Genomic DNA, 24,182 nt, shown 5'->3' with positions numbered 1-24,182 from the left:
TATATGAATTTTCTTCGTAGAATAGTAAGACCCCAGACTAAAGAAGATGAAAACTTTTACTACGAATTAAAAGAACTGCTTAATTTTAAACCTATAAAATTATCGCATTATAAGAAGGCTTTTACACATAGGTCTCTTAAATTAGTTGATAGCAAAGGAAACCCTATTAACTATGAGCGATTAGAATTTTTAGGTGATGCAATTTTAGGTTCGGTAATAGCATCTTATTTATATAAAAAGGTGCCTAAAGGTGACGAAGGATATTTAACTCAAATGCGTTCTAAAGTAGTAAGTAGAGAACACTTAAACGCTTTGGGAAAAGATTTGGAGTTGATACGTTTTGTAAAAAGCAATATTTCACAAGATCATATTAGCAATAATATTTATGGTAATATATTTGAGGCTCTAATAGGTGCTATATACTTAGATAGAGGATACAATTATTGTCATCAATTTATTTATGAACAAGTAATATTACCTTATGTAGATATTGAAAGATTAGAAGGTAAAATTTCTAGTTACAAAGGTTTTGTGATAGAATGGTGTCAGAAGAAAAAGAAGAAATATAAATTCGAATCATACGAAGATTCTGGAAACCAAAACAAGAGGCATTTTAGTGTTAGAGTAAGTATTGATGGTACTATTGTAGCCAAAGGAAGAGCTACTTCTAAGAAAAAAGCAGAGGAAATTGCAGCAAAAAGAGTGTACTATGCTATGCAAAGTCAGATGACAAATTCTTAACATTTAGCCGAAAACGTTTTCGTAAATTTCACATTATATTTTAGATACATTCATTAATTTAGCAAAAAACAAATAGTTGTTTTAATGGCTACCTATGCACTAAATATTGATGATTTTTCTGATAATGATTATGCATTAATAGGTATTCATACTGTATTGAGTGAGTACAGGTTAGCTTATTTGTTAAATCAATACCTGCAAATTAAGTTTTGCAGAGCCAGTTATGATTTAGATTTTACTCGAAAAAACAACCAATCTTCTTACGCCGTGTATGAGTATACTAACGTAGAATTAGAATATGATTGGTTCTTAATTTCCAATAAATATAAATCGACACAAAAAACTATATCAACGAGTCTTTTTAATGAAAGTGATTCTATAATGTATTTAGTTTCTGAAAAAAAGAAGGTTGATTATTTTCTCAAGATAGAAGGAGATTTTGATTATGAATATATTGTGAAAACAATAGAAAAAATAAATCAAATACCTCAAGTTATAACCTCTTACGAAGTAGAGGTTGAATCGTTAAAATCGAAAGATTTTTTAATATTTTAAATTATGCCACACAATAAGAAAACAAAAATTGTAGCAACATTAGGACCAGCAACAAGTACAAAAGAGGTTTTAGCTGAAATGGCTGCATCTGGAGTAAATGTTTTTAGAATTAACTTTTCTCACGCAGATTATGATGTTGTAAAAGAGCGTATTCAGCAAATTAGAGAAATTAATGAAGAAAGAGGTTACAATGTAGCAATTTTAGCTGATTTACAAGGGCCAAAGCTTAGAGTGGGGGTAATGCAAGAAGGAGTAGAATTAAAAGCTGGAGATACCTTTACTTTTACTACAGAAGAATGTGAAGGAACTAAGGAAAAAGCTTTTATGACTTACCAACGTTTTCCTAAAGATGTAAAAGCAGGAGAACAAATTCTTGTAGATGATGGTAAACTATTATTTGAAGTAGTTTCTACGGATAAAGAGAAAGAAGTAGTAGCTAAAGTAATAGTAGGTGGTCCATTAAAATCTAAAAAAGGAGTAAACCTCCCAAATACAAACATTTCTTTACCAGCATTGACTGAAAAAGATAAAAAAGACGTTGTTTTTGCTTTACAACAAGAAGTTGATTGGGTTGCTTTATCTTTTGTAAGAACTCCAGAAGATTTAAGAATTTTACGTGACTTAATTAAACAAAAGTCAAGATATAGAGTACCAGTTATTGCTAAGATTGAAAAACCTGAAGCAGTAGAAAATATAGATGCATTAATTCCTTATTGTGACGGATTAATGGTAGCTCGTGGTGATTTAGGTGTTGAAGTACCAATGCAAGATGTTCCTTTAATTCAAAAGAGTTTAGTTCGTAGAGCTAAAGAAGCAAGAATTCCAGTTATTATTGCTACTCAAATGATGGAAACTATGATTGATAATGCAGTACCTACAAGAGCAGAGGTAAATGATGTTGCAAATTCAATTATGGATGGAGCAGATGCAGTAATGCTTTCTGGTGAGACATCAGTAGGAAAACACCCTATTAAAGTTATTAAAAAAATGACTGAAATTATTAGTAGTGTTGAGTTCTCTGAATTAATTAAAGTTCCACAAGAGCCACCTCATATTCGTACAAACAGATTTATAACAAAATCTATTTGTCATCACGCAGCTTTAATGGCTGATGATATTAACGCAGCAGCAATTTCTACATTAACTAATAGTGGTTATACAGCTTTCCAAATTTCAGCATGGAGACCAAAATCACACGTATTAGCATTTTCATCAGAGAAAAGAATCTTAGGAAAGTTAAATCTTTTATGGGGAGTTAGAGCTTTCTATTACGATAGAGATTTAAGTACAGATGATACTGTTGAAGATATTAATGAAATAGCCAAAGAAAAAGGTTTTGTAAAAGGAGGAGATTTTATGATCAACTTATCATCAATGCCAGTAAAAGCAAAAGGTATGGTAAATACTTTACGTGTTTCTCAAATAGACTAAGAAGCATAAGATAAATAAAAAAGCGCAACCTATTTTGGGTTGCGCTTTTTTATTTTATAACTGTATTTTTTTGGAAGTTATAATGGCATCGTTGGTTACAAAAGGCATTGGCATCATTATTTCACTTCTAGGCTTTAAATTAAACTTAGGATGTGTTAATAAATCGTACGAAACTTCATTTAAAACAATGTTAGGTTTTTCATCTTTATCTATAGTGAATGATACGGTTACATCCTTATCAGAGTTTGCTATTTGATAAATTAATAATACTCCTTTGTGAGCTTTAAAAGCCTTGCCAGCATCATAAAAAGCGCCGTTTACTTTCAAATCCTTTAATTGGATAGGAGTATTGTTGTAAAACTCATATTTATTGATGTTACGCGTAGGTGTAATTGTTAAGTTTAACTTCCTTTCATTATTAATAATGGTATCTAAATTGATTTTAATATTAGAAGTACTTAAGTTTTTGTTTTCTGCCTTTTTATGATAGTTAAAACGAGTATTATACTTGCTTTTACCTTCCACCGAAGGAATACTTCCTTCTTGATAATCTGAGTCGAAAATTTGTTTTGTGTAATTATCTAATGTTTTGTTATAAGTACCCCAGTAAGCAGTATTGTCATCAGAATTTTGAATATAAACTATACTATTAGGTCTTTTTTTATCAATTGAAAAACCACTGTTAAAAGTAGCAAGAACAAAGAATACTATAGATATAATGCCAACAATAGTTTGCCATCTGTTCTTTCGTTTTTGTTGATGAAAAACAGGTAAGGTAAAACCAAAAACTAAAACAATAAAAATAGCTGAAACAAATAAAATTTTAAGTCCTAATGCAACAGGAAACAATTGAATCATAGGAGCTATAATATATACAGTTGGAACTGATATTATGGCAAATAAAGTGGCTTTAGAATTTGCTTTTAGTTTCATTAAAATTAGAATAGCTAAAATTAAAAGAGAAGCATATACAGGAATAATAAAGAAACCTGCTCCTGGTAAGTATTGGTAAATGAAATAGTTTAAAATAAAACTAAGAGCTATTGGAGCAATAAATAAATCTGTAGTTTTATGTTCTTTAAAACGGCTGTAAATTTTAAATACAATCCAAATATTTAAAAATATAAAAGCAATGATGTATTGATACCCGTTATAAGTAAAACCATGAAGCATATCGGTATATTGCGGGTGTATTATTAAAATTAACTGCCATAAACCGTAAGATACACCAGCACAAATAACCAATGAAGCTATGTAAGGTATAAAACCAATAAAAGTGCCTCTAATAGTAAGTTTATTCTTTGAAAAACCTAAAAAGAGTAGCACACAAAATATGATGAAACTTATAATTAATAAGGTGCCTCCCCAAGAGAAAGGGTAAGTCAACATTTTAATTATTGGAAAGTTTACATAAATATAATCTTCGTCACTGTTTAAGTTTGTTAAGTCAGAATTAGCAAAATAATTTAGAGATGTAGTAAAATATTCTGCCTGATGCATTAAAGTTTCTCTATTTAACCTTTCATAAGAATCCTGAGCAGTATGATAATCGAAATGATCATCAATAAAAGCAAAATTGAATCCATTGATATTTCCTTTTTCTCTAAATACAGTTAAATCAGTATCGTTAGGTAATTTTTTATAAATACTGTACATTAGTGAATTAGCAGCAGGGTAGTTTGGGTTAGAATTTAAAAATTCAGTAAGTAATTTTTTATTCATACCATTTGTTTCCATTAGCATATAGCTAGAGCCTCCACTACCTCGTGCTTCAAAGTTTAATACTATTCCAATATTCTTAGCTAGAGGATGATTTTCTACAAAAGCTTGTGCCCCTAATAAACCTAATTCTTCGGCATCAGAAAAAAGAATAATTATATCATTTTTTGGCTGTTTATTTTTAGCTAAAAATGCTCTTATTCCTTCTAGTATAGTTACAACACCTGAACCTGCATCACTAGCTCCTAATGAAGAATGTGGATTAGAGTCATAATGAGTAAGTAATAGTAATGATTTTCCATTACCAGATCCCTTAATTTTAGCTATGATGTTTTCAGTAGTAGTACTTGCTCTCCATTTTTTATTAATAGCTGTTTGGTATTGAATTTCAGGAGTTAAATTCAGTTTTTTTAACTCATTTACGATATAATCTTGAACCACTTTGTGCTCAGGTGAACCTGTGTGGTGTGTTTTTTTCGAAATGTTTTTTAAATGAGATAAAGCATTACTTAACGAAAAGTCCTCAGATTTTAGTTCTTTATTATTTGAGGGAACCGAAGGAATTACATCTTTAAAACTCCAATAAACTGTAAAAATTATGATTAGTACAGCGATAAAATTATTTGATGATTTCATAGTAAAATTTTAATGCATATAAAAGTAAGTAAATTTATTCTTTATCTGCGAAATAGTTAATTAGTTAAAAATCAGTATATTTAGTAGCTAAATCTTACTATTATGGGAATTATTAACTTTCAAGGGAAGCGAACAAATCAACAAGAAAAAGAGTCAGTGCCAATTTTGGTTTCTGATTATATGTCTAAAAATCTTATTACGTTTAGAGAAGATCAATCTATTGAAGATGTTATCGATTCTCTAATTAAAAATAAAATTTCTGGAGGTCCTGTTGTCAATGATAAGAATGAATTAGTTGGAATAATTTCTGAAGGAGATTGTATAAAACAAATATCTGAAAGTAGATATCATAATTTACCTATTGATAAAAATAATACAGTTTCAAAGGCCATGATTACGCAGGTTGAAACTATTGATGGAGATATGAATATTTTTGATGCTGCTAATAAGTTTTTAGAATCGAAAAGGAGACGTTTTCCAATTACTGAAAACGGAAGATTAGTTGGATTAATAAGTCAAAAGGATGTGTTAAAAGCTGCAATGAAGTTAAAAGGTAATACTTGGAAATAATTAATCTTGTTTAACCAATAAATACATTTCATTTTCCAGTTCTAAGTATCCTTGGTCATATACATAAAAATAGGTGTTTCCTGTTTTTGTAGTATAGATAGAGGTGATGAATTTAAAATCAAAACCTCTATCAAATAATTTACGCCTGCTAACTTTTGTCTTTCCCGATGCGTTAAGTTCAGCAAGGATTTTATAATTTTTACGCAATCTATTATTGGTATTTCTAACGAGGTTTTTACTTTCCTTGTTAATTTTATTGTTATAGGCGTTTCGACAATAATCAGAACAGAATTTTTTATCAACTCTACCAATAACTTTTTCAGCACATTCTAAACATTTTTTAGCATCCATAGTCTGTTTTTTTCAATTCATACCATTTAGCATTGTTACCTTCGAACTTAAAATCGTTTACATATTTCAATCCTATTTTTTGTAGAATTTTATTGGATCCAATATTATCTGTTTCTGCAGCTCCATAAATGATATCATATTTCATTTGCTTGAAACCAAATTTTAAACATGTTATTGCTGATTCTGTTGCATATCCTTTTCCCCAGAATTTTGGTAATAATCTATAGCCTATATCAATAAAGTTTGTAAAGCCATTTAATTCTTCTTCTATACCTTTATTAAATTTTAACCCTGACCATCCTATAAAATCTCCTGATTCTTTTTCAAATGCAGCAAGCCTACCAATACCATTTTCATTGTATTGTTTTTCGAAAAATTCAATAATATCTTCAGCCTGTTTATAAGTAGTAATTGGATTATTTCCAAGATATTTATGTACTTCTGGGTTTGAGTCTAATTCAAAGATATGTACTGTATCTTTTTTTTCAAACGGCCTTAATTTCAAACGATTTGTTTCTAATTGGAACTTCATTTTTAGCTATGCTTTTTTTCAAATATAGGAAAATATAAACGACTACATTCATTTACAAACGAAAACAAACGACTACTTACCGATTATGATTTGGATTGTGTTAGATATTTGCAGTGTTAATTCGATTGAATAACAAAGTCTTAACTGTTTAATGAAAAAATAATAATTATGAATGCACTAAAAAACAGAGTACAGTTGATTGGAAATTTAGGAAATGACCCAGAAATTATCAATTTAGATAATGGTAAAAAAATAGCTAAGTTTTCATTAGCTACAAATGAAACGTATAAAAACTCGGAAGGAGAAAAAGTTACTGATACAGAATGGCACTATATAGTTGCATGGAATAAGATTGCTGAAATTATAGAACAATACTTGCAGAAAGGAAGTGAAGTAATGATTGAAGGAAAATTAACTTCTAGATCTTTTGAAGATAAAGAAGGTATTAAGCGCTATGTTACCGAAGTAATTTGTAATGAATTACTAATGCTAGGTGGTAAATAGTGGGAAAGTTGTTTTATGAAAAAGAGGAAAAGGCATTTTATAAATGCCTTTTTTTATTTTAAATACCTAAGACTCTATTTAATATTTCTTGTCTTCTTCTAGCTACTGGAATGTTTTTATTGTTATTCATTTTGCAATAAAAACCGTCATTTTTAATAATTTTTGAAGTATGATTTATGTTGATGATATAACTTTTATGAGTTCTAAAAAAGGGTAAACCATCAAAAACATCATCGTAATCACCAAGATTACGAGATGCTATTATTTGCCTGTTGTTAGTACAATGAAAAATGGTATAGCGTCCTTGAGATTCTAAAAAAACAATATCTTTAAATTTAATCAACTCAATACGATCGTTAGATGGTATTGCTATGAAATCTTGTTTTATAGAATCACTGATTGTTTTATTTAGACTGTTAATTTGTGTTTTTGATGTAAATATTTCTTCTTGAATATCTTTTTTTACTCTATTCACAGCAGAGATTAATTCTTCTGTAATAACTGGTTTTAAAATATAATCAACAGCATTGTATTTAAAGGCTTTTAAAGCATACTTTTCATGAGAAGTAACAAATATTACTTTTAGATTTTCTGGTAAAATACAGTCTAATAATTCAAATCCAGTTTTGTCTTTTAATTGTATATCTAGAAATAAGATATCAGTATTGTTGTTTTGTAAAACTTTTATTCCTTCTTCAAAAGAAGTAGCTTCTGCTATTACATTAATATCTCCACAAAACTCATTTAAATAATATTTTAGGAGTCTAATGTTTTTTACTTCATCGTCTATAATAATAGCATTTATTTTATCCATAGTTTATTTTTTATGTGATGTCATGTTATTTTGGGTAGGTATGTTTAAAACAACCTTGGTTCCTGAAGGGGTACCATTTTCATGTAAATCAATTATTTGTAATCGCATTTTTTTCTCATGTATACTATTGTAACCAGAAATTCTATCTTTTAAAATCTCGGTACTCCAAGAGCGTCTCTTTTTCCTTCTATTAATTTTAGCAGCAGCTCTTCCAACACCATTATCGATAACTTTAATTTGAATATAATCATCTATCATTGAAAAATCTATAGTTAATTTCCAATTCTCTTCTTTGTTAGATAATCCATGTATAATAGCATTTTCAATTATGGGTTGAATTAGCATGCAGGGTATTTTATGGTAGTTGATATTTATTTCAGGGGAGATATTGAAAATAGTGTTTAGTTTTTTTTCGAAACGCATTTCTTCTAATTCAATATAATTTTTTAAATAAGATATTTCATCTTTTAAAAAAGTCCACTCAGACCCTGTCATATCTAATGTTGTTCGAAAAAGTTTAGAGAATATTTGAATATAATGTGTTGCTACTTTAACACCATCAAAAATTAATACGCTTTGAATACCATTTAAAGCATTCGATATAAAATGAGGATTCATTTGCGCTCTCAATGCCTTAGATTCTTGTTTGACAATTTGTAGTTGTGCTAAATATTTTTCATGAATTCTATTTTTTTTATGTTGATAAAAAAGATATAAACTGGATAAAATTATTAATGTACTTAAATAATAAAACCAGGTTGTTTTATAAAAAATTTGAGAAACAAAAATGTTATATTTTAAATGATTTGATTGTTTTCCTTCATTATCATAACCTTTTATTTCTAGTGTATGATTTCCAGAAGGTAAATCTCTTAAACGTAATGAGCTAGTGTTTTCCATTTTTGTCCATTCATTATTATCATAATAGCTAAGCTTGTAAAAGAAAAGGTTATCATTTGCATTGTTTATAACACTGTTTTTCAAAGCAAATCCCATTTCTATACTATTATGATTATAAGAAAGCTTTATTTTTTTAGGTTTGTTTGAAAGCCCCATTCGTGTTCTAGTAACTTTCTTTTTTTTCTGGATTGTATTTCTGTATATAAGAACAATAAATGGATGACTTTTGAGGATTAAATATTAGTTCATCAGGATTAAAGTTTACAATACCATTTAAACCTCCAAAATATAAAGTACCGTTTTTAGCCTTATAAAAAGACTTAGCATTAAATTCATTATGAGGCATTCCATCTTTTTCATAATAATGATTAGTTAATGAGTTTTCTAAATTGAGTTGTATGAGTCCATTAAAAGTACTAATCCATAAAAAATTACCATGTGGAATTAATCCTACAATATTGTTGTTTTTTAACCCGAAGTCTTTTAATTCTATGTCTTTATAATTGGATTTTGCTGAGATTTTATAAAGACCATCACGAGAACCAGCCCAAATGTTTCCATAAGAATCCTTTGTGATAACCTTTATAGATTTTGACATATCTAAGTTTGAATTATCATTTTTTAGATAAGTAACAGCCTTATTGGTTTTTAAGTTTTTTTTGTATAGGCCTTGTAGCCCTCCAATCCATAGATTATTATTTTCTTTATCTAAAAATAAATAATTAACTTCTTTATTTAAAGATATTGAAGGAGATAAGTTTCCAGTGTAAATTAATTTTTTAGTGCTTAAATTATATTTAAAAAGACCATTAGTAGTGGCTAGTAATAATTCATTATAGTTACTATTTAGAATATCTATAATAGTAGGAGGAAATTTTAATTTTAGCTCATTAAAAATAGGGTGTACATTAAAAGTATTAGTTTTTAAATCAACATCAAAAAGGCGATTTGCAAAACCATATAAAATAACTTTACTTTCATTATTAATAAATTCTATATCGTAGATAATTCCTTCATAAAATGGATCTTTATTGGTAGTGTTTTTTAATTCAATTTTTGAAAAAATACTGTCTGTAATAGTTTTTTTATACAAACCATAATGAGCAGCAACATAGGTGTTTAAACTATCGTCCTCAATAATTCCTCTAGTACTAATGAGTTTGTTTTTATTACTTAAAAATCGATTAAAGGAATTATTATAAAGTTGAAAGCAGTAGATTTTTTCAGGGCTTATACCTATAATAGTATTGTTTTGAAAAAATTCTACCTCTTTTACAGATACGTTAATAGAATTTAAAGTATTGTTTTTTAAAATAGGTATTCCATTACGAAACTCAATAGTTCCTAAGTATATTTTTTTGGTGTCAGTTGCTATTAACTTATATGTATTTTTTGATGTGTACTTTAATTTATAATTAAAAAAGGGTAATTGAAGAACAAATGCTTCTAGGTTTTTATCATAAAAATAGCCTCCTTGTTTTTTTTGTAGTTTGAATTTTCCTGAATAACTTTCTTTATAAGGAATATTTTGATGTGATTTGAGATAGTAAAATGGACGATCTTTATAATCTTTTTCTATTTTGTTTAAGAAAAAATTTGGTAAAGGATGAAAAGTTAGTTTTTTACTCTCTAATTCTCCTACATAAATACCATGATAAGTTAAAAAAGTAATCTGTTGATTTTTTATGTTTAAAATTTTAGAGATTAATAGTAGATGAAGATTATCTTTAGGTAAGGGAACATTGAAGCTATATTTTTTTGTTTCTTGATTTGGTCTAATACAATAAAATGTATTGGTACAGGTACCTAACCAAATATTACCATTTGCATCTTCATAAGCGGAGTTAAACCAACTATCTCTTTTTTCTCCAATTTTTTCTGTAGGATGTAAACATTGAATAACTCCTTTGGTTGGATCAATTTCGAAAGCCCCAAATTCGGTTAAAGCCCAGAATAGTCCATTTTTAGTTTCAATAAAATCGTATACTTCTTCAATGATATTACCATTTTTAGTTTTTAGCTTATAAAATTCTTTTTGGTTTCCCATTTCTCTGGTAACACCATTTAGGCTATTGTGCCAGATAAAACCGGAACTATCTATAAATAAAATTTTATTTTGAGATGAAGAGATGCCACTGTCGGCAATTGAAATTTCGTTTATTTTATTCTGAGAAAAACAATGTATAGAAGAAACAATAAGCCATAACAAACTTATTCTTCGATTCCATTTAAGCCCCCACTTAATCATATATAATATTATTACACCTAAATTAATAGGTGATGTTAATTCATTTTAACAATAGAAAATTATTATACTTAAGTAGTTTGGGCTGTTAAATATAATTTTTTATGATTAGAAGAACTAATTTTTAGTTACTTATTACTTGACTTTAATTACCCATTACTAGTTATTTTTTAATAAAAACTAATACATTCTTCAAACGGCTTCAAAAAAGCCTTTCTGACATCTCCTTGAATTTACCGTTTATTACATATTACCTACCGTTGGTTACACAGATGTATACGTTAGTTGATTTGCATAAGGTTTTAATTAGGTATAGATGTTTCTTTGTATAGGAGTTAGCAAATATATAACTCTAACTAAATTAGTGATGATAGTATTCTACTAAACAGAATTAGATAATTCTTTTTATAAAATCTATTTATCAAGAAGCTAGTTTAAAGTTCATGAAGTTAGGAATAAAGAAACAATGATAGAGTGGAGGCCATCAATGTTAAATCACCTACCAATAATAGTAGTTTGTTATTATGTTTAGATAATTAAGGGATATCTAGGGATACGTTATGTAAGGTTAGGCTATGGATTATTGGTAGGGAGTTGATGGTGATTTTAAAATTTTATCATAATAAAATAATCATCAGCCCTATTCACTGAGTTGGGGGACTTAGGCTCTTTCTATTAAATATAGTATTACGGAATAGGGTTTGATGATTTATAAAAATGTTTTTGATAGACAATACTAAGTAAGGGCTATGAATATACTTATTGTGTTAATGTTTGTTCTCGTTCTATGTAATTGCATGATAAAGATATGTTTAACTAGCCCCTACTTTTATTTGAAAAATAATATGGAGTTTAAGTTGATAACTTACAAAACTATTAGAGGTACAAAGAAAATTTTAGAGTTAAAAAATTATAAAGCAACCGAAGCTATAATTTACAAAGATGGTTCACCATGTTTTTATGTTGATTGTTTTGATTTAAGGACAGAGTCAAATGTAATTCTGAATAGTATGGTGCTATGTCGTCAACAAAAACTTAAGGAGGTAATAAAAGAAATAGGTAGAATAAATAAAGTAAATATATCAGTGCAAAAAGTTCCTTTTTTTTCGATTAAGACAAAGATTGAGTTTAAGGAATTGGATTTACCTCCATTACCTAAAGAATGGTTGATGTAATTGAAGTTTCAATAAAATAAACGAATGTGTTTTTATTTCAATGTTGTTTACTAATTACTATTAAATATAAAGGGAAATTGCAAAGAAAACAATGCCCCGCCCCCCGAAAGACGCTTTATATTTAGGATGTTTCGAATTTCTAAGAATAAAGAGTTAGAAAGATGTTATGTAAATAACATCTTTCTTTTTTGGTTAAACTTTAGTTTACTTGTTAAAAGCCATACTTAATTGAATTCGTTTTCTAGTAATGTCAACTTCTAATACTTTTACTTCTACATGTTGATGTAAATTTACATACTCATTCACATCTTTTACAAAAGTATTGGCAAGGTTAGATACATGAACCAATCCACTTTCCTTAATACCGATATCTACAAAACATCCAAAATTGGTAATATTATTTACAATTCCAGGAAGTTTCATGCCTACTTTAATATCGTTAATAGTTTTTATGTGTTCATTAAAGCTAAAAGCTTTAGCCTTTTCTCTTGGGTCTAAACCTGGTTTTTCTAGCTCCTTTACAATATCTTGTAAAGTAGGAAGTCCATAGGATTCTGTAATATAATGCTGTAATTTTAATTGTTTTAAAATTGATGTATTACCTATTAAATCAATTACATTATTACCAGAATCTTTAGCTATTTGTTTTACTAAAGTATATCGTTCAGGGTGAACTGCAGAATCATCTAATGGATTAGTACTGTTTTTAATACGTAAAAAACCAGCAGATTGTTCAAAAGCTTTTCCTCCTAATCGTGGTACTTTTTTGATAGCAGTTCTATTTGCAAAAGCTCCATGTTCGTTTCTATAGTTTACAATGTTTTCGGCTAATTTAGGACCTATTCCAGATACATAGCTTAATAAAGAAGCACTTGCTGTATTTATATTTACACCTACTTTATTTACACAATGTTCTACAACAGTATCTAATGATTTTTTTAAACTTGATTGTTCTACATCGTGTTGATATTGCCCTACACCAATAGACTTTGCATCGATTTTTACCAATTCTGCTAAAGGATCAGCTAATCTACGACCAATTGAGATTGCTCCTCTTACAGTTACGTCGTAGTTAGGAAATTCATCACGAGCAATTTTTGAAGCTGAATAAATGGATGCCCCTGCTTCGCTGACAACAAAAACTTCTATAGAGTTTTTAAAATGAATTCGTTTTAAAAGTTGTTCTGTTTCTCTAGATGCTGTTCCATTACCAATAGCAATTGCTTCAATCTTATAAGCGTCTGTTAGTGAGCTGATTTTTTTTATTGCTTCTGTTGTTTGACGTTGAGGAGCATGAGGGAAAATAGTTTCATTATGTAATAAATTACCTTGAGCGTCTAAACAAACTATTTTACAACCGGTTCTAAAGCCAGGATCAATTGCTAGTATACGTTTTTCTCCTAATGGAGCGCCTAATAAAAGTTGTTGTAGATTTTTAGCAAATACTTTTATAGCACTTTCGTCTGCTTTTTCTTTGGCCAAATTAAGGGCTTCTGTACTTAGAGAAGGTAAAAGTAAACGTTTGTAGGCGTCTGCTATGGCTAACTCAATTTGATCAGCACATTCGTTATGTGAACGAATAATACGGTCTTCCATTTTTTGAAGAGCTCGCTCATTATCTATTTCAATTTTTACTCGAATGAAGCCCTCTTTTTCCGCTCTTAAAATTGCTAATAAACGATGTGAAGGAATACGACTTAAATTTTCCTCCCAATCGAAATAGTCTTTAAATTTTTGAGCTGCTTCTTCGTCTTTTTTAGTTTTAACAACTTTTGTAATAATGGTAGCAAAACGCTCTAATTGATATCTAATATTATTTCTAATGTCTGTACGTTCGTTAACCCATTCAGCAATAATATGACGAGCACCTTCTAGAGCTTTTTCTTCAGAATCTACTTCTTTATTAATATATTTTGAAGCTGTATATTCTAAGTCGTTTACTCTTTGACTCATAATCATTTTAGCCAAAGGTTCTAAGCCATTTTTACGAGCAGTTTCTGCTTTTGTTTTACGTTTCTTTTTATATGGAAGATATAAATCTTCTAAAGAAGTAAGGTCTTCTATTTTATCTATTTTATCTTTTAGTTCTTGAGTTAAAAGATTTTGATCTTCAATAGCTTTTAAAATAGCTGTTTTCCTTTTTTCAATAGCTTCAAATTGTTCTTTTAATTGAACTATTTGTCCAATTTCAACTTCATCTAAATTACCTGTTTTCTCTTTTCGATAACGAGCAATAAAAGGGACAGTACAATCTTCATTTAATAATTCGATAGTATTTTGAATTGATTTTTGTGAGATTTGTACACGAGAAGTAATATAGGATATAAGTTGCATAGAATATTTTTAAAATGAAAAACCTCCCTAAAAAGGAAGGTTTCAAATATAATAATTGACTTTTAGTTAGTGAATTTTAATAGTTCAAAAGATTTTTCTTTTTTATTATAATCTATATAGATATAAAAATTTTTATATTTAAAAATGGCATCGCTTGTATCATACTTTTTTATAGGAATACCAAAAAAATCAGAAATTTTGAGTTTTGATCTTTCAGGTGCTAAGTGATTTTTAATTTTATCGAAAGCATTTGTTAATTTTTCATTTTTTAAATGAGAAAAATTTTCATCAAGTATACTTGAAAATTTTATGAATTCAAATTCTGATGAGGACATATAACCAAGAAAATTATACTGAGTACTGTTAGAGAAAGAAACAGATTGTCCATTAGGTAGACTTATACTACTAGAACTAAGCCCACTTCCAGAACCCCCATATCCTATTATGACTGGTCCTAAAGAACCTCCAATTGTAACATAGTATTTGTTGTTGTAGAATTGAGTATTAATAGCAATTTTAGCATAATTCAAAGTACTGAAAAACTTTTTCGTTTTTTTTAATTCATTATATTTTTTATAGGTACTAGTACGTGTTTCAAAAGGAGAATTTCTGAATTTAATAGTATCTGTTTTCAAAAGAAGGATTTCTTTTTTTATTTCCTTATTAATTAAATCAGTAATCCTAAAGCTCATTTTTTCTTTAGAGAAAGTTAAGGTGAAAAGTTTATTATTTAGGAGGTACGAGTTTGATTTTTTTTTACGTCTCTTTATTTTTTTTAAAGGGTTTTCTAATTTAAAAGATGATGCTATAAAAGTTTTTAAATTCACTTTTACAAATTGTGTATATTCTGAGTTATTGTTTAAGGTAAATATTATTGTTTCATCTTGGATGTACATTTTTCGTCTTTTAGAAGATACTTCGATAGAATTAGGAGTGTTTTTATCAAATTTGAGAAGAGGTGAAGACTTCATTAATATAGACATTAATTCACTTTTCTGCCCTACTGAAGATATTAGATCAAGTTTACTTAGATCTATTTTATTTCGTTTAGGTTTGTCATTATTAAAAGTATAAAAGTAAAGTCCGTTAACCTCTTTAGATCCAGATATAAGATAAAATGTATTATTTATTGTTACTGATTGTAGATAGGTTTCGTAATCAGTTAAAAGTTTAAATTCTTTAGAAGTTGAAGTTTTTTTAGCTTTATCAAAAGTGATTTCTAAAAAATCATTTTTTTTATTTTTTAGATATAATTTATAATCTCCGTTTTCTGCAATACTATATCCAATAATATTTTTATATTTTCTTCTTTTATTCTTAAATAAGAGTTTGTTTGTAATAGAAAATTTATTGTCAAAATCATAGATATATACATTTTTTGCATCTGTAATAAAAATTGAAAAATTATCATTTTTATCATTCACTAAGGGGTAAATGTCTTTTAGAGTAGAGTTAGAAGTAGCTAAACTATTTTCAAAAGAGGTTAATTTTTCTTGGCTATACGTTACAAAGTGAATAATTGTTATAGCAATTAAAAGCAATGTTTTTTTCATATCAATTTATTTATAATAAAAAAACCTCACTAAGAAGTGAGGTTACGAATATACTAAAATGTTGTTTTTGTTTAAGCGATAAACTCTCCGTTATTAACCTTGCCAGAAGGTTGTACAAAGGCAAGTTTTCCATCAGGAGTGTCTGTCATTAAAATCATTCCTTGACTAACCACTCCACGTAATTTTCTTGGTGCTAAATTACATAACACAGATACTTGTTGACCAATAATATCTTCAGGTTTAAAGCTTTCTGCAATACCAGAAACAATAGTTCTTTTATCAATACCTACATCTACTGTAAGTTTTAATAATTTTTTAGTTTTAGCTACTTTTTCAGCTTCTAAAATAGTACCTACACGAATATCTAATTTTGTGAAGTCATCAAATTCTATAGTTTCTTTTTGTGGTTCTATTACTTTATTTGCCGCTTCATTTGCTTTTTTAGTAGCTTCTAATTTTGCTAGTTGCTCTTCAATCGTTTTATCTTCTATTTTAGGAAATAATAATTCAGCTTTTCCTTCTTGTATTTGATGCCCTTCTGGTAATAAAACTTCTTTTTCAGAAACTTTATTCCATTGTAAGTTTTCATCAGTTTTTAATATCGATTTTAACTTCTTTGAAGTAAAAGGTACGAAAGGTTCTGATAATACCGATAAAGCTGTTGCTATTTGTAAGGCAACATACATAATTGTTTTAACACGCTCTTCATCTGTTTTAATTAAATTCCAAGGTTCTTCATCAGCTAAATATTTATTTCCTAAACGAGCTAAGTTCATTAATTCTTGTGAAGCCTCTCTAAAACGATAACGTTCAATAGACTTAGCAATAATGTTAGGGAATTCTTTTAAAGCAGCTAAGGTATCTTCATCAACTTCAGAAAAATCATTAGGAGTAGGTACAATACCATTGTAGTATTTGTTAGTTAATACTACCACACGGTTAATAAAGTTACCAAAAATGGCTGCTAACTCATTGTTGTTTTTTGCTTGAAAATCTTTCCAAGTAAAATCATTGTCCTTACTTTCAGGTGCGTTAGCTGTTAAAGTATAACGTAACACGTCTTGCTGACCTGGGAATTCTTCCAAATATTCATGTAACCAAACAGCCCAATTCTTAGAGGTTGATAATTTGTTTCCTTCTAAATTTAAAAACTCGTTAGCAGGTACATTTTCAGGTAAGATATAATCTCCATGAGCCTTTAGCATAGAAGGGAAAATAAGACAGTGAAATACAATATTATCTTTCCCAATAAAATGTACTAGTTTAGTGTCGTCTTTTTTCCAATAATCTTCCCAGTTTTTACCTTCTCTTGCAGCCCATTCTTTAGTAGCAGAGATATATCCAATAGGAGCATCAAACCATACATATAATACTTTTCCATCAGCTCCTTCAACTGGTACTGGAATTCCCCAATCTAAATCACGTGTTACAGCACGAGGACGTAAACCATCGTCGATCCACGATTTACATTGTCCTAAAACGTTAGGTTTCCAATCATTTTTATGACCTTCTAAAATCCATTCGCGTAAAAATGCTTCATGTTTATCTAAAGGTAAAAACCAGTGTTTTGTTTCTTTTAATGTTGGAACATTTCCTGTAATTGCTGACTTTGGGTTAATTAAGTCGGTAGCATTATGACTTGTACCACACTTTTCACATTGATCTCCGTAACTTTCTTCATTTCCACATTTTGGACAAGTACCAATTACAAAACGATCTGCTAAGTATTGATCTGCTTCTGCATCGTATAATTGTTCTGTTACTTCTTCAATAAACTCTCCATCGTTGTATAACTTAGTAAAGAATTCAGAAGCTGTTTTATGATGAATTTCAGCTGAGGTACGAGAATAATTATCAAACGAAATACCAAAGTCTTCAAACGACTTTTTAATAATTCCGTGATATTTATCAATAATATCTTGAGGAGTAACACCTTCTTTTTTTGCTCGCATTGGAATAGCTACTCCGTGCTCATCTGAACCACAGATGTAGGCTACATCTTTACCTCTTTGGCGTAAATAACGTGCATAAATATCTCCAGGAACATAAACACCTGCTAAATGACCAATATGAATAGGTCCGTTTGTATAAGGTAATGCTGCTGTAATTGTATATCTTTTAGGTGTACTCATGTTTTTTTACTAAAATTAAAGCGCAAAAGTACAAAAAAGCAATTTTTTATACTGTTATAAAATAGGTACATTTGATAGATTTTATACTTTAGAATCAAGAAAAAAAGACATGATTATGAGAAAAAGAATATTCTTGTTGTTTTTTATGCTGATGATTTCATCAGTTTTTTCACAAACTAAACATATGAAGTTAGTACAACCACCGTATTTACAAAAAGGAGATACGATTGCAATAGTAGCCCCAGCAGGTATTTTGAAAAACAGAAAACACATTATTGATAAAGCTAAAGAATTAGCAGAAAGTTGGGGATTAAAAGTAGTGTATGGTAAGCATATGTTTAATCAAAACCATCATTTTGCAGGAACTGATGAAGAACGTTGTCAGGATGTTCAGGATGCATTAGATAATCCTAATATAAAAGCAATTTGGTCAGCTCGAGGAGGGTACGGTTCTGTTAGAATTCTAGATAAGTTGGATTTTACTAAGTTTAAAGAAAATCCAAAATGGATAATAGGTTATTCTGATATTACTGCTTTTCATAATCATATTCATAATTTGGGAGTTGAAACAATGCATGGTATGATGGGAACAAGTATGCAAGATGAAATAGAAGATATTCCAGAAACTATTGAAACGCTAAGAAAAGCTTTGTTTGGAGAAACATTAAACTATACTATACAATCATCGAAATATAATAGAATAGGAGAAGTGTCAGGTGAGATAATAGGAGGAAACATTGCTATTTTAGCTTCTATGCTTGGTTCTGATAGTCAAATGTCAACAGAAGGAAAGATTCTTTTTATTGAAGAAATAGGTGAATATAAGTATGCTATTGATAGAATGTTGCAAAGTTTAAAACGAGCAGGCTATTTTAATAAATTGAAAGGAGTTATTGTTGGAGATATGACTAAGATTAAAAGAAATACAACTCCTTGGGGGAGTTCTATAGAACAGTTGATTTTAGATGTGATTCCTAAAGACATTCCTGTTATGTTTAATTTTCCTGCTGGTCATGAACCAGACAATAGAGCTTTGATAATGGGAAGAACTGTTAAGTTAAATATTGATAAAAGTAGTTCTTCAGTTGCTTTTACAAAATAAATAAACTTCGTTTCATTTTGATTTAAATCAAAACCGTTTTTTTGCTTTTTCAGGAACTTTGTTATGTAAACAAATGAAGAATGAAAAAGAGCGAATTATATATTTTACTACCCTTTGTTTTAGTTTTTTTCTATTCATGTTCAAATGGAACAGAAGTAGATGAATATACTTTATTGCCTTATACACTAGATTTTACTGGTTTTTCACAACCAAACATTCCTGAAGATAATCAACTAACGGAGCAAGGAGTTTCCTTAGGTAGGAAGCTTTTTTATGAGAAAAGTTTAAGTAAAGACAATTCGATTTCTTGCGCTTCTTGTCATGAGCAAAAGAATGCATTTTCAGATAAAAGAAGGTTTTCTATTGGAGTGAAAAAGTTACCAGGAAAAAGACAAGCTATGGCTATTTTTAATATGGCATGGAATACAAATGATTTCTTTTGGGATGGTAGAGCTCATTTATTAAGAGATCAGGCTTTAATGCCTATTGAAGATGAATTAGAAATGGATGAAACAATAGAAAATGTTATAGAAAAGCTTAAAAAGAAAAGTGACTATAAATTATTATTTAATAAGGTTTTTCCTAGTGGAGGAATATCTGCAGAAACTATTTCTTTAGCATTAGAACAGTTTATGAACTCAATTATTTCGAATCAAAGTAAATATGATCGCTATTTAAGAAAAGAAGCGACATTAACAACAAGTGAAGAAAGAGGGCGAATATTATTTTTTAAAGGTTACGATGGAAATAATCCAAGCAATTCTGGAGCTAATTGTGCGCAATGTCATAATGGTGCTAACTTTGAGAACAATGAGTACATGAATAATGGCTTAGATTTAGAAATTAATTTTAAAGATATTGGAAGGGAGAAAGTAACTAAAAGTTCTTTTGATAGAGCAAAATTTAAAGTACCTTCTTTAAGGAATATCGAGGTAACAGCACCTTATATGCATGACGGAAGGTTTAAAACATTAGAAGAAGCTATAGACCATTATAATGATGAAGTGATAAATTCACCTACTTTAAACTTAACATTAGCAAGTATTAGTAAAAAAGGCTTAGAATTAACAGAACAGGATAAACAAGATTTAATAGCATTTTTAAAAACATTAACAGATACTAATTTGTTAGAAAATCCAAAGTTTTCAAATCCATTCAAATAAGTTGTAACTTAACAGAATGGCAGAACATAATGAACTTGGAAAAAAAGGTGAAGAATTAGCTATTGAATATTTACAAGAGAAAGGATATGTAATTCTTGAAAAAAACTATCGATTTCAAAAAGCTGAAATTGATATTATTGCAAAAAAAGAGGAAGTATTAATAGTTGTTGAGGTAAAAACAAGATCAACGAGTTATTTTGGAAGTCCACAAGATTTTATAAGTTCTAAAAAAGTTAAATTATTAGTGTCTGCAGCTGATAACTATATAAATGAAAAAGAATTAGATATAGAATTACGATTTGATGTTATAGCATTAATTAAAGAAAAAGGAAAGTTTAAAATTGAGCACTTGGAAAATGCTTTCTTACATTTTTAAAATAAAACACCCATCAAATTTTGATGGGTGTTTTGTTTATTGAAATCATTTTTAATGATTTTCAAAATATTTTTTTACATCTTCTAGTTCCTCTGGTGTAGCAATAATTTTCTTATTACTATCTAAAACAAAGTAACTAGGAGTTCCTAATAAGTTATAAGCTCTTACAGTTTCATTATCCCATTTATATTCTGGGTGAGTACCTGCTGCATTATGCCAATTAGGTAATTGTTTTTTAAACTCATTCCAGTCTTTAAAATTATTGTCTGAATTTTCAATTGAAAAAGAAATTACAGAAGTGTTTTTGTGATTGTTCATAAAACTGTATAAGTTAGGAACGTCTCTAACACAGTGAGGACAAGCTGTACTCCAAAATACTAATAAATACTTATCACTATCATTTAAAGTAGATAATTTCATTTCTTTACCATCTTCTTCCCAAGAAAAATCAGGAGCAGTTCTACCTACAGTAGCACGTAATACATCTAATATTTTTTTCTTGAACTCAGCATCTTTTTGATTATCTGGTAATTTATCATAGTGCTCAGCAAATAACCAATCTACAGATTCACCGTCACGTTTGTCAGATAAAGAAGTAATTAAAAATTCTAATACAGATTTTTTTAATTTTCCCTTAGGTAATTCATCAATCACTTTATTGATAGCACCTCTTAATAACTTTTGCTGTAATTCTTTATCTTCAGAATTGTTTAAGTAAAAAACATAATCGTTAATTCTGTCAACTAAGAAAGAAGAGTTAAATAAAGCTTCACTTTTAAAATCGATATATCTAAAGAAGTTGTCTCCAACAGTTGTTAAATAATCTTCCATGTTGTCAACAGGACTAGAAGGATTATATCTTTGAGAAGCTTTAATGAAATGATGAACTAACATTCCTTCAGACTTATTTTCATAAGTTTCTTGAACATCTTCAAGTTGTTTAACTTGTTTTTTATATGCTTTTTTAGCTTCCTTATTTTCTTCTTTAATATAAGCTACTTGATTTTCGTCAATCTTTTTTTGAACAGCAGCATATGCCTGTAAATATTCGTTGTATAATTTATTTTCTCTAGATGAAGTAAAAACAACTGATTCATCTGGATATTTTGGATTAAAAATAAATTCTACATTTTCTTTATTAAAGAAAAAGTCTACAAACCCAGCACCTCTATTTCTATAAGTTGCTCTATAAGCACCTGGTTTAGCTGTGCTTGGTAAGTCGAATTTAAATTTACCTATTGATTGCTTGTTTCCACCAACGACAACAGTATCGAATTGAATTGTTGTATTGGTAACGAATTTTTGTTTTGCTCCTTCTATTTTATACAGAATAACCCAATTGGTTTTTTCTGTAGGAGTCATTGTTCCTTTAACAGTATACTGAGCGTTAACTATTGAAGTAGTAAGTATTAATAGAGCCAGTAATTTTTTCATCATTATAATTTAAAGGGTTGTTATTAAGGTTTTAAAACTAGTCATTTACAAACTTCTTTCCAAGAAGTGTACCATTTTTATTTTTTGTTGTTTATTTTAGGGGAGTTTTTCTTTAAAGTAAATATTATATGCATATTAAAAATAAAGTTTTCTGGATAACAGGCGCCTCATCAGGTATTGGTAAATCATTAGCGATTGCGTTATCTAATTACGATGCAAATTTAATTTTATCATCGAGAAATACAAATGCTTTAGAGGAGACAAAAATACTTTGCAAAAACTCAAAAAACGTTAAGATTTTGCCAATAGATTTAGAAGATTATAACAGTCTGACTTCTAAAGTGGGTGAGGCTATTTCTTGTTTTAATGGAATTGATGTTTTGGTTAATAATGGAGGAATTAGCCAACGTTCTTTAGTAAAAGATACGAGTATATCTGTTGATAAACGTTTGATGGATATTAATTATTTAGGAACTGTAGCTTTAACAAAAGCATTACTTCCACATTTTACACAAAGAAAAGAAGGGCATTTTGTTGTAACAACTAGTATTGTAGGAAAAATAGGGACTCCATTGCGCTCATCTTATGCAGCTACAAAACATGCATTGCATGGCTTTTTTGATAGTTTACGGGCAGAACATCATAAAGATAACATAGCAGTTACTTTGGTTTGCCCAGGTTTTGTAACTACTAATGTGTCTAAAAATGCATTAACAGGAAATGGGAGTCCTCAAAATTCCATGGATGCAGCAACAGCCAATGGTATAAACCCTGATAGATTTGCTGAGTTGATGATAAAAGCAATTAGAAAAAAGAAAGAGGAGGTTTATATAGCAGGAGCTAAGGAAAAGCTTGGAGTATATGCCAAGCGTTTTTTTCCAAAATTATTATCAAAGATGATAAGAAAATTAAGCGTTACTTAATTTTATTCAAAGAAATCTAAAGCTTCAAAATAATTTATAATTGCTTCTTTAATCAATACAGATTGTTCACCTGGTTTTAAATTAGGTAATTCTGTTAGTGTTTTATAGTGAGGCCAACCATCATTATCAAAAAAATCGAATTCATAATAACCATAAGGTTCTAAAAGTTTGCAGATAGCAATATGCATTAAGTTAACCTTTTCGTCTTTTTTAAATTTTCGATGCCCTTGACCTAACTCTTGTACACCAATTAAATAGATGATGCCATCTAAATTCAGTTCATCTCCATCAGCAAATTGTTGTGATAATTGCTTTACAACAAAATCCCATTTTTCTTTTAAGTTAACTTCTTTCGTCATTTGATTTTTTTAAGAAAATGCAAAGATACAAATGAGTTGTGTATATTTGAACATAGAATTGATGCACATAATTACTTTATGAACTCTTTAGAATACTTTTAATTATTGCCTATGAATACTTTTGATATTATTATAACAGCTTTACTTCTTTTTGGTTTTGTTCGCGGACTTATGAAAGGGTTATTTGTAGAGGTGGCTTCTTTAGTAGCTTTAGTAGCTGGGGTTTATGGAGCAATTCATTTTTCATACTTTATTGGAGACTGGTTAAAGAATAGTGTTACTTGGGATGAAAAATATATTTCTTTAGCAGCATTTGCAGGAACTTTTGTTGTAATTATAATTGTAATAGCTTTGTTAGGTAAGGCCTTAACCAAAATAGCGGATTTTGCCTCTTTAGGAATTTTAAATAAAATATTAGGAGGAGCTTTTGGCGCTTTAAAAATAGGATTGATATTGAGTGTTATTTTCATATTTTTTGGAAAAATGAATGACACCATTCCATTTGTTTCTGAAGAAAATCTTAATGAATCTATTTTATATAAACCAGTCAAAAAAATTGCGCCAACTATTTTTCCATCTATTATAAAGGATGATGAGGTTCAAGAGGAAGAAGAAATAAAAGAAACAAATTAA

22 protein-coding genes are annotated in these 24,182 nt (G+C 28.8%); 11 read left to right on the top strand and 11 right to left on the bottom strand.

Annotation, left to right across the window (positions count from 1 at the left end):
* Positions 1-3: 3 nt before the first annotated feature.
* The 3 genes from rnc to pyk all read left to right on the top strand — a co-directional run bounded on the left by rnc (position 4) and on the right by pyk (position 2,727).
* Positions 4-741, top strand: a complete 738-nt coding sequence (rnc, locus tag F7018_RS07175; protein ID WP_150899364.1) for a ribonuclease III — start codon at positions 4-6, stop codon at positions 739-741.
* 84 nt (positions 742-825) lie between these two features.
* A complete protein-coding gene (locus tag F7018_RS07170; RefSeq protein WP_150899363.1) occupies positions 826-1,296 on the top strand; it encodes an IPExxxVDY family protein in 471 nt (156 codons plus the stop codon).
* Positions 1,297-1,299: 3 nt separating this feature from the next.
* A complete protein-coding gene (pyk, locus tag F7018_RS07165) occupies positions 1,300-2,727 on the top strand; it encodes a pyruvate kinase (protein ID WP_150899362.1) in 1,428 nt (475 codons plus the stop codon).
* Between the two features lie 54 nt (positions 2,728-2,781).
* On the opposite strand, the gene F7018_RS07160 is transcribed toward pyk, so the two are convergent.
* A complete protein-coding gene (locus F7018_RS07160; protein WP_150899361.1) occupies positions 2,782-5,082 on the bottom strand; it encodes a M20/M25/M40 family metallo-hydrolase in 2,301 nt (766 codons plus the stop codon).
* A 102-nt stretch (positions 5,083-5,184) separates the two neighbouring features.
* On the opposite strand from F7018_RS07160, the gene F7018_RS07155 reads away from it, so the two are divergent.
* Positions 5,185-5,652 (top strand): CBS domain-containing protein, encoded by a 468-nt coding sequence (locus tag F7018_RS07155; protein ID WP_150899360.1) that lies wholly within the window; start codon positions 5,185-5,187, stop codon positions 5,650-5,652.
* Here the strand turns inward: F7018_RS07155 and F7018_RS07150 are convergent, their stop codons facing one another.
* Both F7018_RS07150 and F7018_RS07145 read right to left on the bottom strand, forming a co-directional pair.
* Positions 5,653-6,003 carry a hypothetical protein gene (locus F7018_RS07150; RefSeq protein ID WP_150899359.1) on the bottom strand — a complete coding sequence of 117 codons (351 nt, stop codon included), beginning with the start codon at positions 6,001-6,003 and terminating at the stop codon, positions 5,653-5,655.
* Positions 5,993-6,535: a GNAT family N-acetyltransferase gene (locus F7018_RS07145; RefSeq protein WP_150899358.1), complete on the bottom strand. Its 543-nt coding sequence runs from the start codon at positions 6,533-6,535 to the stop codon at positions 5,993-5,995. Before F7018_RS07145 ends, F7018_RS07150 begins: the two co-directional genes overlap by 11 nt.
* A 168-nt stretch (positions 6,536-6,703) precedes the next feature.
* On the opposite strand from F7018_RS07145, the gene F7018_RS07140 reads away from it, so the two are divergent.
* A complete protein-coding gene (locus tag F7018_RS07140; protein WP_150899357.1) occupies positions 6,704-7,039 on the top strand; it encodes a single-stranded DNA-binding protein in 336 nt (111 codons plus the stop codon).
* A 58-nt stretch (positions 7,040-7,097) separates the two neighbouring features.
* Here the strand turns inward: F7018_RS07140 and F7018_RS07135 are convergent, their stop codons facing one another.
* From F7018_RS07135 to F7018_RS07125, 3 genes are read right to left on the bottom strand one after another with little or no spacing between them, the layout of a single operon-like run.
* Entirely contained in the window at positions 7,098-7,853 is a 756-nt protein-coding gene (locus tag F7018_RS07135; protein ID WP_150899356.1) for a LytR/AlgR family response regulator transcription factor, read from the bottom strand.
* Positions 7,854-7,856: 3 nt separating this feature from the next.
* Complete coding sequence (locus tag F7018_RS07130; protein ID WP_150899355.1) at positions 7,857-8,909, bottom strand: sensor histidine kinase; 1,053 nt, start codon at positions 8,907-8,909, stop codon at positions 7,857-7,859.
* A gap of 7 nt (positions 8,910-8,916) precedes the next feature.
* The gene (locus F7018_RS07125; protein WP_150899354.1) at positions 8,917-11,001 is read right to left on the bottom strand and encodes a two-component regulator propeller domain-containing protein; all 2,085 of its coding nucleotides are present in this window, start codon (positions 10,999-11,001) and stop codon (positions 8,917-8,919) included.
* 842 nt (positions 11,002-11,843) lie between these two features.
* Here F7018_RS07125 and F7018_RS07120 point away from each other — a divergent pair.
* Positions 11,844-12,173, top strand: a complete 330-nt coding sequence (locus F7018_RS07120; protein WP_150899353.1) for a hypothetical protein — start codon at positions 11,844-11,846, stop codon at positions 12,171-12,173.
* A 204-nt stretch (positions 12,174-12,377) separates the two neighbouring features.
* Here the strand turns inward: F7018_RS07120 and F7018_RS07115 are convergent, their stop codons facing one another.
* From F7018_RS07115 to metG, 3 genes are all read right to left on the bottom strand, one after another.
* Entirely contained in the window at positions 12,378-14,507 is a 2,130-nt protein-coding gene (locus F7018_RS07115; RefSeq protein WP_150899352.1) for a Tex family protein, read from the bottom strand.
* Positions 14,508-14,569: 62 nt separating this feature from the next.
* Positions 14,570-16,060 (bottom strand): hypothetical protein, encoded by a 1,491-nt coding sequence (locus F7018_RS07110; protein WP_150899351.1) that lies wholly within the window; start codon positions 16,058-16,060, stop codon positions 14,570-14,572.
* Positions 16,061-16,131: 71 nt separating this feature from the next.
* Positions 16,132-18,192, bottom strand: a complete 2,061-nt coding sequence (gene metG / locus F7018_RS07105; RefSeq protein ID WP_150899350.1) for a methionine--tRNA ligase — start codon at positions 18,190-18,192, stop codon at positions 16,132-16,134.
* 115 nt (positions 18,193-18,307) lie between these two features.
* Here metG and F7018_RS07100 point away from each other — a divergent pair, with 115 nt between their 5' ends.
* From F7018_RS07100 to F7018_RS07090, 3 genes are all read left to right on the top strand, one after another.
* Positions 18,308-19,294: a S66 peptidase family protein gene (locus F7018_RS07100; RefSeq protein ID WP_150899349.1), complete on the top strand. Its 987-nt coding sequence runs from the start codon at positions 18,308-18,310 to the stop codon at positions 19,292-19,294.
* An 80-nt stretch (positions 19,295-19,374) separates the two neighbouring features.
* Complete coding sequence (locus F7018_RS07095; protein WP_150899348.1) at positions 19,375-20,457, top strand: cytochrome-c peroxidase; 1,083 nt, start codon at positions 19,375-19,377, stop codon at positions 20,455-20,457.
* Between the two features lie 16 nt (positions 20,458-20,473).
* Complete coding sequence (locus F7018_RS07090; protein WP_150899347.1) at positions 20,474-20,833, top strand: YraN family protein; 360 nt, start codon at positions 20,474-20,476, stop codon at positions 20,831-20,833.
* A 51-nt stretch (positions 20,834-20,884) separates the two neighbouring features.
* Here F7018_RS07090 and F7018_RS07085 read toward each other — a convergent pair whose 3' ends face one another.
* Entirely contained in the window at positions 20,885-22,267 is a 1,383-nt protein-coding gene (locus tag F7018_RS07085) for a TlpA family protein disulfide reductase (RefSeq protein ID WP_175578681.1), read from the bottom strand.
* A 128-nt stretch (positions 22,268-22,395) separates the two neighbouring features.
* Between F7018_RS07085 and F7018_RS07080 the strand changes: the two genes are divergently transcribed.
* Positions 22,396-23,190 carry an SDR family oxidoreductase gene (locus F7018_RS07080; protein ID WP_150899345.1) on the top strand — a complete coding sequence of 265 codons (795 nt, stop codon included), beginning with the start codon at positions 22,396-22,398 and terminating at the stop codon, positions 23,188-23,190.
* 2 nt (positions 23,191-23,192) lie between these two features.
* Here the strand turns inward: F7018_RS07080 and F7018_RS07075 are convergent, their stop codons facing one another.
* A complete protein-coding gene (locus F7018_RS07075) occupies positions 23,193-23,549 on the bottom strand; it encodes a hypothetical protein (protein ID WP_150899344.1) in 357 nt (118 codons plus the stop codon).
* Between the two features lie 111 nt (positions 23,550-23,660).
* On the opposite strand from F7018_RS07075, the gene F7018_RS07070 reads away from it, so the two are divergent.
* On the top strand, positions 23,661-24,182 hold the full coding sequence (locus tag F7018_RS07070) for a CvpA family protein (protein ID WP_150899343.1): 522 nt from the start codon (positions 23,661-23,663) through the stop codon (positions 24,180-24,182).

It is taken from the genome of Tenacibaculum aiptasiae, from assembly GCF_008806755.1.
Classification (GTDB): Bacteria; Bacteroidota; Bacteroidia; order Flavobacteriales; family Flavobacteriaceae; genus Polaribacter; species Polaribacter aiptasiae.
Note: the sequence above shows the minus strand (reverse complement) of the source record. Positions and strands in the feature narration are given on the sequence as shown.

Bases quoted from the DNA above. Each gene is read 5' to 3' on its own strand.
- F7018_RS07090 (WP_150899347.1), top strand. From the start codon at position 20,474: ATGGCAGAACATAATGAACTTGGAAAAAAAGGTGAAGAATTAGCTATT.
- F7018_RS07110 (WP_150899351.1), bottom strand. From the start codon at position 16,060: ATGAAAAAAACATTGCTTTTAATTGCTATAACAATTATTCACTTTGTA.
- F7018_RS07140 (WP_150899357.1), top strand. From the start codon at position 6,704: ATGAATGCACTAAAAAACAGAGTACAGTTGATTGGAAATTTAGGAAAT.
- F7018_RS07135 (WP_150899356.1), bottom strand. From the start codon at position 7,853: ATGGATAAAATAAATGCTATTATTATAGACGATGAAGTAAAAAACATT.
- pyk (WP_150899362.1), top strand. From the start codon at position 1,300: ATGCCACACAATAAGAAAACAAAAATTGTAGCAACATTAGGACCAGCA.
- F7018_RS07100 (WP_150899349.1), top strand. From the start codon at position 18,308: ATGAGAAAAAGAATATTCTTGTTGTTTTTTATGCTGATGATTTCATCA.
- F7018_RS07130 (WP_150899355.1), bottom strand. From the start codon at position 8,909: ATGGGGCTTTCAAACAAACCTAAAAAAATAAAGCTTTCTTATAATCAT.
- F7018_RS07095 (WP_150899348.1), top strand. From the start codon at position 19,375: ATGAAAAAGAGCGAATTATATATTTTACTACCCTTTGTTTTAGTTTTT.
- F7018_RS07115 (WP_150899352.1), bottom strand. From the start codon at position 14,507: ATGCAACTTATATCCTATATTACTTCTCGTGTACAAATCTCACAAAAA.
- F7018_RS07145 (WP_150899358.1), bottom strand. From the start codon at position 6,535: ATGAAGTTCCAATTAGAAACAAATCGTTTGAAATTAAGGCCGTTTGAA.
- F7018_RS07085 (WP_175578681.1), bottom strand. From the start codon at position 22,267: ATGAAAAAATTACTGGCTCTATTAATACTTACTACTTCAATAGTTAAC.
- metG (WP_150899350.1), bottom strand. From the start codon at position 18,192: ATGAGTACACCTAAAAGATATACAATTACAGCAGCATTACCTTATACA.
- F7018_RS07120 (WP_150899353.1), top strand. From the start codon at position 11,844: ATGGAGTTTAAGTTGATAACTTACAAAACTATTAGAGGTACAAAGAAA.
- F7018_RS07160 (WP_150899361.1), bottom strand. From the start codon at position 5,082: ATGAAATCATCAAATAATTTTATCGCTGTACTAATCATAATTTTTACA.
- F7018_RS07070 (WP_150899343.1), top strand. From the start codon at position 23,661: ATGAATACTTTTGATATTATTATAACAGCTTTACTTCTTTTTGGTTTT.
- rnc (WP_150899364.1), top strand. From the start codon at position 4: ATGAATTTTCTTCGTAGAATAGTAAGACCCCAGACTAAAGAAGATGAA.
- F7018_RS07075 (WP_150899344.1), bottom strand. From the start codon at position 23,549: ATGACGAAAGAAGTTAACTTAAAAGAAAAATGGGATTTTGTTGTAAAG.
- F7018_RS07170 (WP_150899363.1), top strand. From the start codon at position 826: ATGGCTACCTATGCACTAAATATTGATGATTTTTCTGATAATGATTAT.
- F7018_RS07150 (WP_150899359.1), bottom strand. From the start codon at position 6,003: ATGGATGCTAAAAAATGTTTAGAATGTGCTGAAAAAGTTATTGGTAGA.
- F7018_RS07155 (WP_150899360.1), top strand. From the start codon at position 5,185: ATGGGAATTATTAACTTTCAAGGGAAGCGAACAAATCAACAAGAAAAA.
- F7018_RS07080 (WP_150899345.1), top strand. From the start codon at position 22,396: ATGCATATTAAAAATAAAGTTTTCTGGATAACAGGCGCCTCATCAGGT.
- F7018_RS07125 (WP_150899354.1), bottom strand. From the start codon at position 11,001: ATGATTAAGTGGGGGCTTAAATGGAATCGAAGAATAAGTTTGTTATGG.